Origin of the sequence: Nocardia bhagyanarayanae (assembly GCF_006716565.1) — a bacterium.
In the GTDB taxonomy this organism is placed as follows: domain Bacteria; phylum Actinomycetota; class Actinomycetes; order Mycobacteriales; family Mycobacteriaceae; genus Nocardia; species Nocardia bhagyanarayanae.
Map to the genome: position 1 here is coordinate 3,856,834 of NZ_VFPG01000001.1, position 16,381 is coordinate 3,873,214.

Annotated in this window: 18 protein-coding genes; 9 read left to right on the forward strand and 9 right to left on the reverse strand. The window is 69.9% G+C overall.

The genetic code is table 11. The features are described from left to right. Positions 1-122: 122 nt before the first annotated feature. From FB390_RS16465 to ppgK, 4 genes are all read right to left on the reverse strand, one after another. Entirely contained in the window at positions 123-380 is a 258-nt protein-coding gene (locus tag FB390_RS16465) for a rhomboid-like protein (protein WP_342780445.1), read from the reverse strand. A gap of 7 nt (positions 381-387) precedes the next feature. Beyond that, on the reverse strand, positions 388-1,467 hold the full coding sequence (locus FB390_RS16470) for an MHYT domain-containing protein (RefSeq protein WP_141809725.1): 1,080 nt from the start codon (positions 1,465-1,467) through the stop codon (positions 388-390). 245 nt (positions 1,468-1,712) lie between these two features. Next, positions 1,713-3,092 (reverse strand): RNA polymerase sigma factor, encoded by a 1,380-nt coding sequence (locus tag FB390_RS16475; protein WP_141809726.1) that lies wholly within the window; start codon positions 3,090-3,092, stop codon positions 1,713-1,715. A gap of 234 nt (positions 3,093-3,326) precedes the next feature. After that, a complete protein-coding gene (gene ppgK / locus FB390_RS16480; protein WP_141809727.1) occupies positions 3,327-4,085 on the reverse strand; it encodes a polyphosphate--glucose phosphotransferase in 759 nt (252 codons plus the stop codon). A gap of 173 nt (positions 4,086-4,258) precedes the next feature. On the opposite strand from ppgK, the gene FB390_RS16485 reads away from it, so the two are divergent. Then, a complete protein-coding gene (locus FB390_RS16485; RefSeq protein WP_141809728.1) occupies positions 4,259-5,164 on the forward strand; it encodes an inositol monophosphatase family protein in 906 nt (301 codons plus the stop codon). Between the two features lie 40 nt (positions 5,165-5,204). On the opposite strand, the gene cei is transcribed toward FB390_RS16485, so the two are convergent. Continuing rightward, positions 5,205-5,882 carry an envelope integrity protein Cei gene (cei, locus tag FB390_RS16490; RefSeq protein ID WP_141809729.1) on the reverse strand — a complete coding sequence of 226 codons (678 nt, stop codon included), beginning with the start codon at positions 5,880-5,882 and terminating at the stop codon, positions 5,205-5,207. A gap of 377 nt (positions 5,883-6,259) precedes the next feature. On the opposite strand from cei, the gene FB390_RS16495 reads away from it, so the two are divergent. Further along, positions 6,260-6,562, forward strand: coding sequence for a DUF4193 domain-containing protein (locus FB390_RS16495; protein ID WP_067779587.1), 303 nt, complete (start codon positions 6,260-6,262; stop codon positions 6,560-6,562). Between the two features lie 54 nt (positions 6,563-6,616). On the opposite strand, the gene FB390_RS16500 is transcribed toward FB390_RS16495, so the two are convergent. Further along, positions 6,617-7,129 (reverse strand): DUF3093 domain-containing protein, encoded by a 513-nt coding sequence (locus FB390_RS16500; protein WP_141809730.1) that lies wholly within the window; start codon positions 7,127-7,129, stop codon positions 6,617-6,619. Positions 7,130-7,191: 62 nt separating this feature from the next. Between FB390_RS16500 and dut the strand changes: the two genes are divergently transcribed. After that, positions 7,192-7,692 (forward strand): dUTP diphosphatase, encoded by a 501-nt coding sequence (gene dut, locus FB390_RS16505; protein ID WP_141809731.1) that lies wholly within the window; start codon positions 7,192-7,194, stop codon positions 7,690-7,692. A 7-nt stretch (positions 7,693-7,699) separates the two neighbouring features. Beyond that, positions 7,700-8,554, forward strand: a complete 855-nt coding sequence (locus FB390_RS16510) for a DUF3710 domain-containing protein (RefSeq protein ID WP_141809732.1) — start codon at positions 7,700-7,702, stop codon at positions 8,552-8,554. An 87-nt stretch (positions 8,555-8,641) separates the two neighbouring features. Here the strand turns inward: FB390_RS16510 and FB390_RS16515 are convergent, their stop codons facing one another. Further along, entirely contained in the window at positions 8,642-9,361 is a 720-nt protein-coding gene (locus tag FB390_RS16515) for an alpha/beta fold hydrolase (protein ID WP_185757053.1), read from the reverse strand. 126 nt (positions 9,362-9,487) lie between these two features. Here FB390_RS16515 and FB390_RS16520 point away from each other — a divergent pair, with 126 nt between their 5' ends. The 3 genes from FB390_RS16520 to FB390_RS16530 all read left to right on the forward strand — a co-directional run bounded on the left by FB390_RS16520 (position 9,488) and on the right by FB390_RS16530 (position 11,382). Then, positions 9,488-9,865, forward strand: a complete 378-nt coding sequence (locus FB390_RS16520; RefSeq protein WP_067779602.1) for an OB-fold nucleic acid binding domain-containing protein — start codon at positions 9,488-9,490, stop codon at positions 9,863-9,865. 5 nt (positions 9,866-9,870) lie between these two features. Continuing rightward, the gene (locus FB390_RS16525; protein WP_141809734.1) at positions 9,871-10,611 is read left to right on the forward strand and encodes a DUF3159 domain-containing protein; all 741 of its coding nucleotides are present in this window, start codon (positions 9,871-9,873) and stop codon (positions 10,609-10,611) included. Positions 10,612-10,749: 138 nt separating this feature from the next. After that, positions 10,750-11,382, forward strand: a complete 633-nt coding sequence (locus FB390_RS16530) for a sigma-70 family RNA polymerase sigma factor (RefSeq protein WP_141809735.1) — start codon at positions 10,750-10,752, stop codon at positions 11,380-11,382. 34 nt (positions 11,383-11,416) lie between these two features. Here FB390_RS16530 and FB390_RS16535 read toward each other — a convergent pair whose 3' ends face one another. Both FB390_RS16535 and FB390_RS16540 read right to left on the reverse strand, forming a co-directional pair. Further along, the gene (locus FB390_RS16535) at positions 11,417-12,088 is read right to left on the reverse strand and encodes a potassium channel family protein (RefSeq protein WP_141809736.1); all 672 of its coding nucleotides are present in this window, start codon (positions 12,086-12,088) and stop codon (positions 11,417-11,419) included. Between the two features lie 2 nt (positions 12,089-12,090). Beyond that, complete coding sequence (locus FB390_RS16540) at positions 12,091-12,756, reverse strand: potassium channel family protein (RefSeq protein WP_141809737.1); 666 nt, start codon at positions 12,754-12,756, stop codon at positions 12,091-12,093. Positions 12,757-12,949: 193 nt separating this feature from the next. Here FB390_RS16540 and FB390_RS16545 point away from each other — a divergent pair, with 193 nt between their 5' ends. Continuing rightward, positions 12,950-14,941, forward strand: coding sequence for an APC family permease (locus FB390_RS16545; RefSeq protein ID WP_141809738.1), 1,992 nt, complete (start codon positions 12,950-12,952; stop codon positions 14,939-14,941). Positions 14,942-14,963: 22 nt separating this feature from the next. Then, positions 14,964-16,364, forward strand: a complete 1,401-nt coding sequence (locus FB390_RS16550) for a class I SAM-dependent RNA methyltransferase (protein ID WP_141809739.1) — start codon at positions 14,964-14,966, stop codon at positions 16,362-16,364. The last annotated feature ends 17 nt before the right edge of the window (positions 16,365-16,381 follow it).

A 16,381-nucleotide genomic window follows, 5' to 3' on the forward strand; every position in this document is an offset into this window, starting at 1 on the left:
GGAGCGAATGCGCGCGTGCGCCTGGGTTTCGTCCGGTGTCGCGGCGCGTTGCCGTTCGACACGAGTCCAGAAGGCGGTGGGGCCGCGCACCGATGCCCGTAGCCGGTGAAAGTCGGTCCGATTCAGGTGGTCGCGCCGAGCACGGCGACCAGCGCCGCCGCCCACAGAACCCGGACGACGCCGCGAAATCGGAACGCCATCGCGGCGAGCACCGTGGTGAACCCGTAGCCGGCGCCGACGTCCGGGGCGGTGGCCACGCGCAGCGGGATGAGGCAGCGGTCGATCCCGGTGACGGTGATCAACGTGGCGCCGATGTGCCCGGTGGCGAACAACAGGATCCAGCGGCCGGTGCCGAGCCAGCGCTCGGCGGCCGCCCGGATCCGCGCGTTACCGCCGACGCGGAACGTCGTGCGTCGTCGGCCAGTACGGTGTCCCCGTCACCGGCGCGGCGGAGATCGCGGCCGACTGCGGGCCGGGTTCGGGTGCGGGAACCTCGGCGGCTTGGGGCACGGAAGTGACGTAGGGCGGGAGCGAGGGCACGAGATCTTCGGCGGTCGGTCCCACGGTGGCTGGGGACAGCGTCGCGAAATTCTCCGGGGTGACGTGCACCGCTGCGGGGCGGGGAGGTGGCGGCGGTGCGAGATCGTCGGCGGCCGAGCGCGCGGGGGCCACGCGGGGCTTGGGCTGCGGAGCCAGGTCCTCGCTGGCGGGACGGACGATGGCCGCGCGCAGCGGCGGCAGCTCGGCATCGCGCTCGATCGCGGTGAGGCTGACGGCGATCAGCAGCAGCATGGTCACGATGCTGATGCCGACGATCAGCGGCGCGAGCAACTGCATCGCTCCCGTCCCGTCGACCGGCGCACCATGGCCCGAGCCGTGCGCGTGCATCGACGCCATGCCCGTGTAGTGCATACCGCACACGGCAAGGCCCATGATCCCCGCCGCGCCGGTGGTTGCGAGAAAACCGTTGACCCGCAACGTGAACCACAGCGCCACCGTCGCCGCGGCCACCGCGATCACCACCGAGAGCGCCACCATCGGCAGCTCGTAGCCGATGGTCGCGTTGGACCTCATCGCGAACATGCCGACGTAGTGCATGGCCGCCACGCCGAGGCCCGTGACGGCGCCGCCCGCGAGCAGGGCGACCAGGGTCGGCTGCGGCGTGACCACCACGAACAGCCCGATGCCGACCACCACGATCGCGGTCGCCGCGCTGAGCAGGGTGAGCGGAACGTCGTAGCGGATCTCCGCGCCGGTGATCGAAAAGCCGAGCATCGCAATGAAATGCATGACCCAGATGCCGGTGCCGCCGATCGCGAACGAGGCGAGCACGAGCCAACCGGCCCTACCTCGACCCGCCCTGGCCCGCGCGGCGCACTGCAACCCGAGCAGCGATCCGGTGAAGGACATGATGTAGGCAAGCAGTGGTGTCAACCACCCGTACGTGAAGTGGTGAATGTCGAGCACGTGAACCCCATGGCCGGGCCGAGACCGCCCGGCGATTGAAAAACATGTGCGACAGACAGTACGGCAGCGGGCGTCGCAAAACCGCGTTCCCTGAAGTGTTTTGGATCACTTTCCGGTTTGGTTCCATCTGGAAAGTGGTATGGGCCAGCGCAACTCCCCCCGCGAACGACAACGGGCCCGCATTCCCGTCGTGCCGCCGAAATGGCAAGTGGCACAAGGAATGCGGGCCCGCAGGTCCGTGCGTGTCAGTCCAGGTAGTCGCGCAGCACCTGGGAGCGGCTGGGGTGGCGCAGCTTGCTCATGGTCTTGGACTCGATCTGGCGGATGCGCTCACGCGTGACGCCGTACACCTGGCCGATCTCGTCCAGGGTGCGCGGCTGGCCGTCGGTGAGGCCGAAGCGCAGCCGGACCACGCCCGCCTCACGCTCGGACAGCGTCTCCAGCACCGACTGCAGCTGGTCCTGCAGCAGGGTGAAGCTCACCGCGTCGACCGCGACCACGGCCTCGGAGTCCTCGATGAAGTCGCCGAGCTGGCTGTCGCCCTCGTCGCCGATGGTCTGGTCCAGCGAGATCGGCTCGCGCGCGTACTGCTGGATCTCGAGGACCTTCTCCGGCGTGATGTCCATTTCCTTGGCCAGCTCCTCCGGGGTGGGCTCGCGGCCCAGGTCCTGGAGCAGCTCGCGCTGGATGCGGCCGAGCTTGTTGATGACCTCGACCATGTGCACCGGGATGCGGATGGTGCGGGCCTGGTCGGCCATGGCGCGGGTGATGGCCTGCCGGATCCACCAGGTGGCGTACGTGGAGAACTTGTAGCCCTTGGTGTAGTCGAACTTCTCCACCGCGCGGATCAGACCGAGGTTGCCCTCCTGGATCAGGTCCAGGAACGCCATGCCGCGGCCGGTGTAGCGCTTGGCCAGCGAGACGACCAGTCGCAGGTTGGCCTCGAGCAGATGGTTCTTGGCCCGGTTGCCGTCGCGCACGATCCAGTTGTAATCGCGGCGCATCGCGACCGGCAGCTTCTCGCCGGCTTCGGCGAACTCGCGCACCTTCTCCGCCGCGTAGAGGCCGGCCTCGATCCGCTTGGCGAGCTCGACCTCCTCCTCGGCGTTGAGCAGCGCGACCTTGCCGATCTGCTTGAGGTAGGCGCGCACCGAGTCGGCGGAAGCGGTGAGCTCGGCGTCCTTGCGGGCCTGCCGCAGCGCCTCGGACTCCTCCTCGTCCCAGACGAAATCGCCGGACGCCTTGTCCTTCTCCGACGGCTCCTCGGCGCTCTCGGCTTCTTCCTCGTCCTCGGCGACGTCCTCGGCCGTGTCGTCCACCAAGTCCGCGTCTTCGGCGAGATCGCCTTCGTCGACCTCCAGATCGTCCAGATCCTCGAGATCGAGAGCCTCGTCCTCCAACGCCTCCTCGGCGCCGGGCTCGCCGTCCGGGCCCGCCTTCTTGGTGGCGGCCTTCTTCGCGGGCGCCTTCTTCGCGGCGGCGGCCTTCTTCGCGGGCGCCTTCTTGGCCGCGGCTTTCTTGGCCGGTGCCTTCTTGGCGGCAGCCTTGCGGACCGGCCGTGCTGCGGTTACATCTGTGGAGTCGGCGTCGGCCGATTCGGCGGTCTGACGGGTCGTGGCTACCACGTACGCCCTTTCGTGACGGTCTCGTGCGGCGTCACGCCAGAGTGGTGTTCCGGCGGAGCGGTCTGTCGGGTTTCACCGGCGGAGGGCCGGTCGGGTTTCTCCGGCTCACCGCCGGGCATGTTCCATTGTAACGATCCAACCAGGGTACTCACGGCGCGATGCCAGTTGTCGGACGCCCGCCTCGCGCGTCTTCCGCGTCGTCGCCGACCCGTCGGTCGCGCGGCGCCGGGCAGGTCACGGGACCACGCCCGAAGCGATCGCCATGGCGGCGCCGACGATGCCCGCGGTGTTGCGTAGCCGGGCGGGGACCACCGGAGTCCGATTGGTCAGCAAGGGAATCCACCGGTCGGAATCGCGGCTGATGCCCCCGCCCGCGACGATCACCTTCGGCCAGAAAAGGTTCTCCAGACCGATCAGCACGGTGCTGACCTCCGCGGCCCACTGCTCATAGCTGAGGCCGTTTCGATCCTTGATCGAGGCCGCGGCGCGGTGCTCGGTCTCCATGCCGCCGACCTCGAGGTGGCCGAGTTCGGTGTTGGGCACCAGGGTGCCGTTGTAGAGCAGCGCCGAGCCGATGCCGGTGCCGAAGGTCAGCAGCAGCACCAGCCCGTCGAAATCCCTTGCCGCGCCGTAGCGGTCTTCGGCGAGCCCGGCCGCGTCCGCGTCGTTGAGCACCGTGACCGACCGGCCGCCGAGCGCCGCCGAGAACAGGGTGCGCGTGTCGGTGCCGATCCAGGTCTTGTCGATGTTGGCGGCGGTGCGGGCCACGCCTTCGAGGACGACGGAGGGCAACGTGATGCCCACCGGGCCGGACCAGTCGGCCTCGGCGACCAGCTTGGACACCGCGTCGGCGACGGCGTGCGGTGTCGAAGGATACGGGGTCGCGATCTTGATCCGCTCGTGCAGCAGCTCGCCGGTGGCCAGATCCACCGCGGCGCCCTTGACGCCGCTGCCGCCGATATCGATCCCGAATGCGTGCCCCCGAGCGGACATGGCTAACCCCTCGTTCCCTTAGCTGGCCGGTTGTGATGACAGCGCCCGCCGTACCGGGCCCACGCGGCCGCCTCCGGGCGGAATGCGCTGGGGTGCCCGACGACGGCGCTGTGTCGTGCACGACAAGAGTAATGCGCGATCGAGGCTGCGCACGTGGAAGCATCTGTGATGCGATGGACGGCGTGCCGGAATCCAGTACCCCAGTAGCCGAAGAGTCCGCCGCCGAGACCGCCTCCGAACTCCGCCGCGTGGCCATCGAGCTCGCCGAACGAGCCGCGGCCCACGTCCGCGCCCGCCGCCCCGAGGTGTTCGGCCCGGCCGGAGCCGCGACCGACGGCGCCGTGCGGGCCAAGGGCCACGCGACCGATCCGGTGACCGTGGTGGACACCGAGAGCGAGGAGCTGATCCGCGCGCTGCTCGCCGAGCGACGGCCGGGCGACCCGATCGTCGGCGAGGAAGGCGGCGGCGACATGACCGCCGGCAACGACTTGGTGCATTGGGTCGTCGACCCGATCGACGGCACCGTCAACTTCCTCTACGGCGTCCCCGGTTACGCGGTCTCGGTGGCGGCGATGCGCCACGGGCGGTCCGTGGCGGGCGCGGTGGTGGACGTCGCGCGGGCGGTCACCTACAGCGCCGGGCTCGGCTTGGGCGCCACGGCGACGGCCGCCGACGGCACGGTCGAACAGCTGCGGTGCAATCCGGTCGAGGACCTCTCGATGTCGTTGGTGGCCACCGGTTTCGCCTACGGCGCGCACCGGCGCGCGCGGCAGGCCGAACTCCTCGCCCGGGTGCTGCCCCGGATCCGCGACATCCGCCGCTTCGGCGCGGCCGCGCTCGACCTGTGCCATGTGGCCTCCGGGCGGGTGGACGCGTACTACGAGCACGGGCTCAACGCCTGGGACTGGGGCGCGGGCGCGCTGATCGCCGCGGAAGCGGGCGCGCTCCTGACGCTTCCGCCCGCGACCGCGTCCGGCGCGGCGGGCGATCTCGTCGTCGCCGCGGCGCCGGGCATCGCACGGGAACTCGGTGAGCTGCTGGCCGAAGTCGGCGTGACGGAGCCGCTCCCGGATCGGTGATCCGGGAGCGGCTCCCTGGGGGTGTGGGCTCGGCGCCGGATCAGCAGTGCGCGGCGCGCGCGGCGTCGAGCAGTTCGGAGTCGATCGCCGGGCTGGCGCCGGGCGCCGGGTTCTTCAGCGAACGCAGCACCTCCTCGGCGTCGTTGCTCGGCCGCAGATCCCGGAACAGCGAACCGAGCACCAGGTCCACGCTGTCGTCCTCGCGCTGATCCTCGATCAGCTCGGCGCACGGCGCGACCAATTGCACCGACGCCGCGGCGGGCCTGCCGTTCACGCCGAAGCGGATCTGCCCGGTGCATTCCAGGTCGCCGTTGACGTATATGGAATCGTTGCCGTACTGGGTGCCGGGTGCGCTCGCGAAGCCGAGATCACCGAGCTGCGCCGCGACGTGCGCGGCCTGGCCACGCTGGTTGTTCGCGTTCAGCACGCGCACCTTGCTCGCCGTGAGCGGTGCGGGTTCCACGTCCTCCAGCCGCGAAGCGCCGACCCGCTGACCGAGCTTGGGCGCCGGGGCCGCGCCCGGATCGCTGGCGGGGCTCGGCGAGTTGCAGGCCATCGCGGTGGTGTCGGTGTCCTGCGTCGTCAGCGCTTTGATCCACACGATCGCGCAGATCAGCGCCATGACGCCGAGCATGATGAGCCAGGGTTGGGGGCGGCGCCGAGCGTAGGGTCGTCCCTGCGAATCCGTCGCGGTGCCTTCGGTGATCAGTGAAACCACGAGCCACACTCTACGAAAATGTCGCGACGCCGGTGCGGAAGGTCTCGGCGAGTTCCAGCGTTGGTGTCGATTCCCCGACAGTTTCGACTCGGCTGTGTTTTGATTGCGACTTTTGTCGCGCCGTCCGCTATTGTCTGGCGGCCCAGATCGAATCACCAGCGGCGAAAACGGTGGGTCGGTCGCGGGAACAAGTAGGGCATGTCCTGCGTTTACCGAGCGCTACCGGGTATGGATCCTAGTGATCCCCCCTGATAGGTGACCGGTGCACGTGTGATGTGCACCACCGGCGGGGCGGTGCGGGCGCTCGATTCCGGCGAGGAATCGGCGTGTCGGCAGCCGGTCCGGGATATACGGAGTAAGGACGAGGGGAAGACGACATGGCAACCGACTATGACGCACCGCGGCGCACCGAATCCGACGATGTGTCGGAAGATTCGCTGGAGGAGCTGAAGGCTCGTCGCAACGAGGCGCAGTCCGCCGTCGTGGATATCGACGAATCCGATACCGCGGAGTCGTTCGAGCTTCCCGGCGCGGATCTGTCCGAGGAAGTGCTCTCGGTTCGGGTGATTCCGAAGCAGGCCGACGAGTTCACCTGTTCCAGCTGCTTCCTTGTTCACCACCGCAGCAGGCTGGCGAGCGAGGCAGGCGGTCAGATGATTTGCATGGATTGCGCAGCCTGATACTTCGCGGAATGCGGAATCCGGCCGAACCGAGGGTTCGGCCGAAGGTAACAGTCAGCCCGCGCTCGGCAGCCCGAGCGCGGCAAGGACCTTTTCTGGCCGGCGCGTACTGATCAACCAGTACGGCGTCGGATCATCGGGGTCGTCGAGGACCAACAACACCATCGGACCGATCCAGGGACGATGTTGCACATACGCGGCGGGATCGAGCTGGCGGCCGAGGGCCGCGCTCTTCGCGGAGGGGGCGACCACCGCCGCGCGAGACACGAAATTCACCGGTAGGTGCGCCCGGTCTACGCGCAGTTCCGGTGTTCCCGAGGCGTCGGCGGCCACCGCCACCTTGTGGCGGCTGAACCACAGCAGCACCCACGCCGCGATCGGGATGAGCAGGACGTAGGGCAGCCAGGCCCGGATTCCCGGTGCGCCCATGTGGATTTCGGCGGCGAGCAACCCGGCGATGCCGAACCCGACCGGCCACCACCACAGCGGCACCCAGAGCCGCTCGTCGTAGGGCTGGCTGGCCTGTTTCTCGTTGTCCGTCACCGAAGGGTTGGGCCTGTCCGACACGACTCAACAGTAGGCCACCGTCCCGCCAGGCGAACGCCGAGGTACGCGTAGGCTCGACCAACGTGAGCGCACTTTCACCGATACCGCTGCTGCGGCTGGATCCGGGCATTCCCGTGCCGACGCGCGCCCATACGGGCGATGCCGGCGTGGACCTGTGCACCACCGAGGACGTCATCCTGGAGCCGGGGGAGCGGGTGCTGGTCGGCACCGGTGTCGCCGTGGCGCTGCCGGTCGGCACGGTGGGGCTGATCCATCCTCGGTCCGGGCTCGCCGCCAAGACCGGGCTGTCGGTGGTGAACACGCCGGGGACCGTGGACGCGGGCTACCGGGGCGAGATCAAGGTGTGCCTGATCAATCACGATCCGCGCACGCGCATCGAATTGCGCCGTGGCGACCGGATCGCGCAGCTGCTCGTGCAGCGGGTCGAGCTGGTCGACTTCGTCGAGGTCGATCAGCTCGACGACACGACGCGGGGTGCGGGTGGCTACGGGTCCAGCGGCGGTCACGCCAGTCTGGGCGCGGAAACCGACGGGGTGAGCCGGGCGACCGGCCGGGAGGCGTGAGGCGACGATGTTCGGAAAGAAAAAGCAGCGGTCGGACCGGTTCGAGGACCAGTACGACGAATACGGCGCCGAGTACGACGACGTGGACTACGACGCCGAGTACGACGAGCTGTCCTACGACGAATTCGCCGAGGACACCGCCGGTTTCGCGGAACGCCCGGAGGGCGAGCGGACCGGCCCCTACGACTACGACGAAGTGGCCGAGCTGCTCGAAGGAGTCGCTGAGCAGCGGCTCGACCTGGGTTCGGTCATCCTGCCGGTGCCACCGGGCGGCCAGCTACAGGTCGAGATGACGCCCGACGGCACCCCGCAGGCGGTGCACCTGGCCACCGAGCACGGCCGCATCACCGTCGCCGCCTACGCCGCGCCCAAATCGCCGGGCCAGTGGCGGGCGGTGGCAGCCGACCTCGCCGACTCGCTGCGCAAGGACGGCGCGCGGGTCGCGATCGAGACCGGTCCGTGGGGCCGGGAGGTCCTGGCCATCACGGAGGGCGCCGATCTGCGCTTCATCGGCGTGGACGGCTACCGCTGGATGGTGCGCCTGGTCGCGGCGGGTCCCTCGGGCGCGGTGAACGACGGCACGCCGCTGGTGTCCGCGGCCCGGGCGATCCTCAGCGAGACGGTCATCCGGCGCGGTACCGACCCGCTGCCGGTGCGGGATCCGCTGCCGGTCGTCCTGCCGCAGCAGCTCGCCGAACAGCTGGCCGCCGCGCACCAGGCGCAGGTCGAGGCGCAACAGGCTCAGATGGCCGCCCAAGCCGCCGCGGTCCATAACCCGGTGCCCGCCCAGCCGCAGACGCTGCCGCCCCAGCCGCGTCGCGGCGCCGACGGCTCCGCCATGCAGCAGCTCGGCCTGAACTGATCCGTTTCACCGGCTCCGCACCCGCCTCGCGACAGGACAGGTTGTCCGTACCGCGAGGCGGGTGAACGGGCCGCGAAGAAGAGGTCGTCAGTCGAAGGCGGCGAATCCGAGGCGTCCGAGGATCGCCGGGTCGGCGCCCAATTCGTCGAGGGTGGTGCGGAACAGCCGGGCGCGGGGGATCAGATCGGCCCACTCCTCGGCCACGGCGAGGGGGTGGACCGGGTCGTCGACCGCGGTGACGACCGCCACCGGCACGTCCAGCGTGGCGAGGCGGTCGGTGCTCGGCCATTTGTAGTCGGCGGCTTCCTCGAGGGCTTGCGGCAGGTGCGGCCACTGAGAGCGCCAGGACTGGGTCAAGGCGTCGGCCAGCCAGCGCGGGCTGCTCGCCCGCATTCTGGCGATGACCGTCTCCAGGCCGTCGGCGCGCAGTTGCTCGGCGGTCACGGCGGCGCTGAGCGCGGCCGGGCAGCGGGCGGTGTCCGAGCCCGTCCACGCGGGCAGGGCGGCGACGACGCCCGCGACGGATTCCGGGTGCGCGCCCGCCCATTCCAGCGCGATCGCCGCGCCCAGCGAGATGCCCGCGGCGAGCACCGGTCCGCGCGCGGCGGCCGCGTCCAGCGCGGCTCGGCAGCTGGCCACGACCGCCTGCGGATCCGGTTCGACGGCAATCGATTCGAATCCGCGGGCGACGCTCGCCGGACCGAAGGCACGCCGGGCGAAATCGGCGTCGGAGCCGGTGCCCGGCAGCGCCACGACGAGCGGAACCGCAGGTCGTGTGGCCGTCGTGACATGTGTGGAGTCGAACACCGGGTCGAGCGTAGCGGGGGTGACCGCGGGCATCTACAGTGGCGGGTGTACGGCCAACAGCCGGTCGTCACCGAACAACCACGATGGCGTGAGACCCGCGCCATCTGTGCAGCAGGAGAGCGTGCAATGCCATCCGCAGCCTCAGGGTATTTTCGACGTCTGGGCCGCAGGCTGACCGAGGACATCGACCGACTCGATGCCGAGGAGCTGGCCGAGACCGCAGAGGCGTCGGGCGCGTGTCGGGCGTCGGAGTGTCGTCGCGGTGACGAAGCGACGATGCTCGGTCGTCTACGGAGTGTGGAAGCCTGCCCCAAGGCGGTGGGCGCCAGTGTTCAGGCAGAATTCTTCGACGGCACCGATGCCATCACCCTGGTGTGGATCGGCCGTCGGCGCATCCCCGGCATCGAACCGGGGCGGCGCATTCTGGTCCGCGGCCGGGTCGGTGACCGGGACGGCCGTAAGGTGATCTTCAACCCCTACTACGAATTACGCGGGAACAGCTGACACGTATGCCTTCGAGCAACGACCACGGCGCCGATCGAGGCACGCCGACCGATATCGAGCGACCGATCGACGCCGCGGCTCACCGGCGCCTGCATGGCCGTCATGCCTCGGCCGAAGAGGCCGTGCGTGAGGAAGCCGCCGAACAGACGCTGCTCGAGCAGCTGGGCGGCTTCAGCGGCCTGATCTACTCGACGTTGCCGGTGCTCGTCTTCGTCCCCGTGAACACCCTCGCCGGTCTCACCGCCGCGATCTGGACGGCGCTCGGCGTCGCGGCCGCCGTGCTGGTGTGGCGGCTGATCCGGCGCGATCCGGTACAACCCGCCATCTCCGGATTTCTGGGCGTCGGCGTTTGCGCGCTGATCGCGTACCGGGTCGGCGAGGCCAAGGGCTTCTTCCTGTTCGGCATCTACACCAGCCTGGTCTACGCGGGCGTATTCCTGGCCTCGATCCTGGTGCGCTGGCCGCTCGTCGGCGTGATCTGGGGCGTCCTGAACGGCCACGGCTCCGGCTGGCGCGCCGACCGCAGGGCGCTGCGCCTCTACGACCTGGCGACGGCCACCTTCGTGGTGGTCTTCGCCGCCAGATATCTGGTCCAGTCCCAGCTGTACGACACCGACCGCACCGGGTGGCTCGCCGTCGCCCGCATCGCGATGGGCTGGCCGCTGACCGCCGTCGCCTTCGCGGTCACCATCTGGGCCGTGCGCCGGGCGGGTCATCTGCCGCGCGCCAAGGCCGAAACCGCCTGATACGGAACCGGGGTGGGGCCGCCTCACCGCCGAGGTGGGGCACTACCCACCCTGGGGTATCTGGTTGGTGCGCCGAGTTCATCGGACGATCGTTTGCAACACGAGAAACGCAACGATCGGCCAGAAAGGACTCGGACATTGGCTACCGAGCACACGGTTTCGACCACCAAGACCCACGCCCACTCCAGCCCCGCGCTGTCGGAGAGCCGCCGGGTGGCGGCCGAACTGGACAAGCTGATCGGCCCCGCCGCCGCAGGCGACAAGCGCGCGGTGTCGGAGATCGTGCGGGTGGTGCACCCGCTGGTCCGCCGCTACACCGGCGCCCGCCTCGGCAACACCGCCCACTTGCACGTCACCGCTGACGACGTGGTGCAGGAGATCCTGCTGGCCACCGTCAACGCCATTCCGCGGTACCAGGATCAGGGCAAGTCGTTCCTGGCCTTCGTCTACGGCATCGCGGCCAACAAGATCGCCGACGCGTTCCGGCGCTCGCAGATGCACCCGACCTACCCCGTCGCCGACGTCCCCGACTCCCCGTCGGCGGCCGCGGGTCCGGAGGAATGGGCGCTCGCGTTGGAACGCCGCTCGGCCACAAGAGAATTGATGAAGGTGCTGGCTCCGGCGCACCGCGAGGTGCTGGTGATGCGGATCGTGCTCGGCTGGTCGGCCGCGCAGACCGCGGAGGCCATCGGCACCAGCCCCGGCGTCGTCCGGGTGATGCAGCACCGCGCCCTCAGCAAGTTGCGGGCGCAGCTGCAGCCGGCGTCCTGAGCCCCGAACCGCGGCAGCAAACCGTATCGGGGTGTTATGGCTTGATGCCGTGGTGGGCCAGCGCCACCCGCAGATCTTCCTCGGCTTCCACCGAGGTCACGAACAACAGCTCGTCCTCGCCCTCGAAGGGATCGTCGGCCTGCGGCACGATCACCCGCCCGCCGCGCAGAATCGTCACCAGCGCGGCGTCGCGGGGGAGGGTCAGGGTACGGACGGGCTTGCCCGCCAGCGCGGTGTCGGCGGGCAAGGTGATCTCGACCAGATTCGCCTGTCCTTGGCGCAGCGTCATCAGGCGGACCAGGTCGCCCACCGAGACCGCCTCCTCGACCAGCGAGGCGAGCAGGCGCGGCGTGGAGACCGCCACGTCGACGCCCCACGACTCGTCGAAAAGCCATTCGTTGCGCGGGTCGTTGACCCTGGCGACCACCCGGCGCACGCCGAACTCCGTCTTGGCGAGCAGGCTGTGCACCAGGTTCGCCTTGTCGTCGCCGGTGGCCGCGATGACCACCTCGTAGGTCTCCAGCCCGGCGTCCTCCAGCAGCGCCAGCTCGCACGCGTCGGCGTGCACCCAGACGGCGTCCGGGATGGCGTCCGGATCGATGTGGTCGAGCTGACGCTCGATCAGCATCACCGTATGTCCGCTGCGTAGCAGTTCGCGGGCAATCGATCGGCCGACGGCGCCTGCCCCGGCGATGGCCACCTTCATGATCAGTCCTCGCTAGCGGGGGGCTTGCCGGCCAGCGCGACGACCTCGCCGACGTTGCCGGAGGTCGCGGCCACGTAGACGATGTCGTCGGCCTGGACGATGGTCTTGCTGTCGGGCAGCAGGCCTTGGCCGAATCGGATGATGAACGCCACGCGCACGGAGATCGCGCGCTCCAGGTCGCGCACCGTGCGCCCGTACCAGTCCTCGTGCAGCGTCAGCTGGGTCACCGCGACCGTTCCGGTGGGATCGCGCCAGGTCGTCGTGCTGGAATCGCCGACGAGGGTGCGCATGAAACGGTCGGTGGTCCACGGCACCGTGGCGATGGTCGGGATGCCGAGCCGTTCGTAGACCGCCGCGCGCTTGGCGTCGTAGATCCGGGCGACCACGCGCTCGACACCGAAGGTCTCGCGGGCCACCCTGGCGGAGATGATGTTGGAGTTGTCGCCGGAGGAGACCGCGGCGAACGCCTCGGCTCGCTCGATTCCGGCGCGGGTCAGCACATCTCGGTCGAAGCCGACGCCGACCAGACGCTCGCCGGGGAAATCGTTACCCAGCCGCAGGAACGCGCTCGGGTCCCGGTCGATCACGGTGACCTCGTGGCCGATGCGGACCAGGGCGCGAGCCAGCGACGAGCCGACGCGACCGCATCCCATGATCACTACGTACACCGTGCAACCTCGCTCCTGGACCAATGGCGTTCGGTCTACTTGCCTGTCCGCAGAACCGTACCCGCCGGATGTGTCCATGGCCCACTTTCCCCCTTCGGGTGGCGGGCAAACCTCTTTGTGACCCTTGGGCCTGCGTAGACGCGCAGCGACACCCCACGGGCGATCAAGGGCCGGGGGATCTATGCTCGCTCCAGTGTCCAAGTTGACGACGGCAGCCAAGCGGATGCTGCTGGGCAGGCCCTTCCGTAGCGATTCGCTGGGCCACACGCTGTTGCCGAAGCGAATCGCGCTTCCGGTGTTCGCCTCCGACGCCATGTCCTCGGTCGCCTACGCGCCGGAGGAGATCTTCCTCGTGCTCTCGGTGGCTGGCGTCTCGGCCTACCTGTACGCACCGTGGGTCGGCCTCGCCGTCGCCTTCGTCATGGCCGTCGTGGTGGCCAGTTACCGCCAGAACGTGCACGCCTACCCGTCCGGTGGCGGCGACTACGAGGTCGCGACCACCAATCTCGGTCCCACCGCTGGGCTCACGGTCGGCAGCGCCCTGCTGGTGGACTACGTGCTCACCGTCGCGGTGTCGATCTCCTCGGCCGCTTCCAACATCGGCTCGGCCGTCCCGTTCGTGGCCACCCACAAGGTGCTGTTCGCGGTGGCGGCGATCGCGCTGCTCACCGCCATGAACCTGCGTGGCGTCCGGGAATCCGGCAAGGCCTTCGCGATCCCGACCTACGCGTTCATCGTCGGCATGGTCGTCATGCTCGGCTGGGGGCTGTTCCGCATCGTGGTGCTCGGCGAGGACTTGCAGGCCGAATCGGCCGGGTTCCAGCTCGAGGCCGAGGACGAGCACCTGTACGGTCTCGCTTTCGCCTTCCTGATCGCGCGCGCCTTCTCGTCGGGCTGTGCCGCGCTGACCGGTGTCGAGGCGATCAGCAACGGCGTGCCCGCGTTCCGCAAGCCCAAGTCACGCAATGCCGCGACAACGCTGCTGATGCTGGGCGGCATCGCGATCGTGCTGCTGATGGGCATCATCATCCTGGCGCAGAAGATCGGCATCGTGTACGCACACGAGACCGAACACCTGGTCGGCGCGCCCGCGGACTACCACCAGAAGACGCTGATCGCCCAGATCGCCGAGACGGTGTTCCAAGGCTTCCCGATCGGCTTCTTCTTCATCACCATCGTCACCGCGCTGATCCTGGTGCTGGCCGCCAACACCGCCTTCAACGGCTTCCCGGTGCTCGGTTCGATCCTGGCGCAGGACCGGTACCTGCCGCGCCAGCTGCACACCCGCGGCGACCGGCTGGCCTTCAGCAACGGCATTCTGTTCCTGTCCGGCGCGGCGATCGCGTTCGTCGTGTTCTTCGGCGCCGAGGTCACCAAGCTCATCCAGCTCTACATCGTCGGCGTGTTCGTCTCGTTCGTGCTCAGCCAGACCGGCATGCTGCGGCACTGGACGAGGCTGCTGCGCACCGAGACCGATCCGGCGCAGCGGGCCAGGATGCAGCGTTCCCGGGTGATCAACGCCGTCGGCCTGAGCGCCACCGGCGCGGTGCTCGTCATCGTTCTCATCACCAAGTTCTTCGCGGGCGCGTGGATCGCGATCCTGACCATGGTCGCCATCTTCGTGGTGATGAAGAGCATCCGCCGCCACTACGATTCGGTCGCCAGGGAGCTCGACGAGCACGAGTGGGACGGCGTGCTGCCGAGCCGTTCGCATTCGATCGTGCTGGTCTCCCGGCTGCACCTGCCGACACGACGCGCACTGGCCTACGCCCGCGCCACCCGCCCCGACACGCTCGAGGCGATCACGGTGAACGTCGACGAGGCCGACACCAGGGCGCTGGTGCGGGAATGGGAGAGGAGCGATATCACCGTGCCGCTCAAGGTGATCGAATCGCCCTACCGCGAGATCACGAAGCCGGTGCTCGACTACGTCAAGCGGGTGCGCCGCGACGCGCCGCGCGACGTGGTGACGGTGTTCATTCCCGAGTACGTGGTCGGCCACTGGTGGGAGACGGTGCTGCACAACCAGAGCGCGTTGCGGCTCAAGGGCAGGCTGCTCTTCGAGCCCGGTGTCATGGTGACCTCGGTGCCGTGGCAGTTGAGCTCGTCGACGACGCGGGCCGGGCAGGCGGGCGAGATCAACGCGCCCGGCGCGGTGCGGCGCGGTTACGAGGACCGGGTATGAGCGCCCCGAGCGGGTCCGCGCGATGACCGACTGGTTCGGCAGGACCTTCGACCTGCGGCTCGGCCCGCCCGGACACGGCGGGTTCTGCGTCGGCAGGCACGAGGGCCGGGTCGTGTTCGTCCGGCACGGGCTGCCCGGTGAGCTGGTGCGCGCCACGGTCACCGAGGACCGCGGCGGTTCGTTCTGCCGCGCGGACGCCGTGCGGATCCTGGAGCCTTCGCCGGATCGGGTGCCGCCGACCTGCCCGGTGTCCGGGCCGGGCGGCGCGGGCTGCTGCGACTTCTCACATGCCACGCCCGCCGCGCAGCGGCAGTTGAAGGCGGCGGTGGTCGCCGAGCAGTTGCGCAGGCTCGCGGGGATCGAGCGTGAGATCGTCGTCGAACCGATCGCCGGTTATCCCGACGACGCGAGCGGCGGCTGGCGCACCAGGATCCGGCTGCCGGTCGACGCCGAGGGGCGGGCCGGTATGCATCGCTACCGCAGCACCGAGGTGATCGCGGATCTGCGCTGCCCGCAACCGGTTTCCGGTGCGATGGAAGGCATCGCGGACCGTATCTGGACGCCGGGTGCGGATCTGGTCGTCGCGGTGGACGGGGACGGTGTGCGGCACCTGGTGGAACTGCCGCCCGCCGAGCAGGTGACCGCCAAGCGGGGGCGACGGCACGGTGGCGGGCCGCGCGGCCGGCGCAGGGACGGCGGGAACCGGAACCAGGGCTCGGAGCGGCCGCGCGGTGTCGCGGGACCGGCGGGCCGCGGGGAGGAGCGGGCCGAGGATCCGGAGGAGGCGCGCCGGGAGGCGGTGGCGCGGCGGGCCGCGACGCACGCCGCCCGCGATGAATGGGTCGTCGACGGCACCGGGCGCGCCGTGGAATACGTGGCCGGACGGCGCTGGGAGATCGCGGCGACCGGGTTCTGGCAGGCTCACCGCCTTGCGGCGCAATGTTATTCGGACGTGGTGTCGGACTGGTCGGGCCTCGACCGAGGCGACCTGGCCTGGGATCTCTACAGCGGCGCAGGGGTTTTCGCGGCGCGGCTGGCGGATCGAGTGGGTGCGGAGGGATCGGTGCTCGCGGTGGAGTCCGCGCGTTCCGCCGTGGCCGACGGGCAGGCCGCGCTGCGCGACCTGCCCTGGGTGGATCTGCGCGCCGAACGTGTCGAGCGCTGGGTGACCGAGCACTTGGGCGGCGTCGCGCCGCGCGCCGTGGTGCTCGACCCGCCGCGCGCCGGCGCGGGCAAGGACGTCGTCGCGGCGGTGGCGACGGCCGAGCCCGCCCGCATCGTCCACATCGGCTGCGACCCGGCCGCGTTCGCCCGCGATCTCGGCCTCTATCGGTCGCACGGCTACCGCCTCACCGGCCTGCGCGCCTTCGACGCCTTCCCCGCGACCCACCACGTGGAATGCCTTGCGCTGCTGGAGCGCTGACCGGCCGGGCGTTTAGA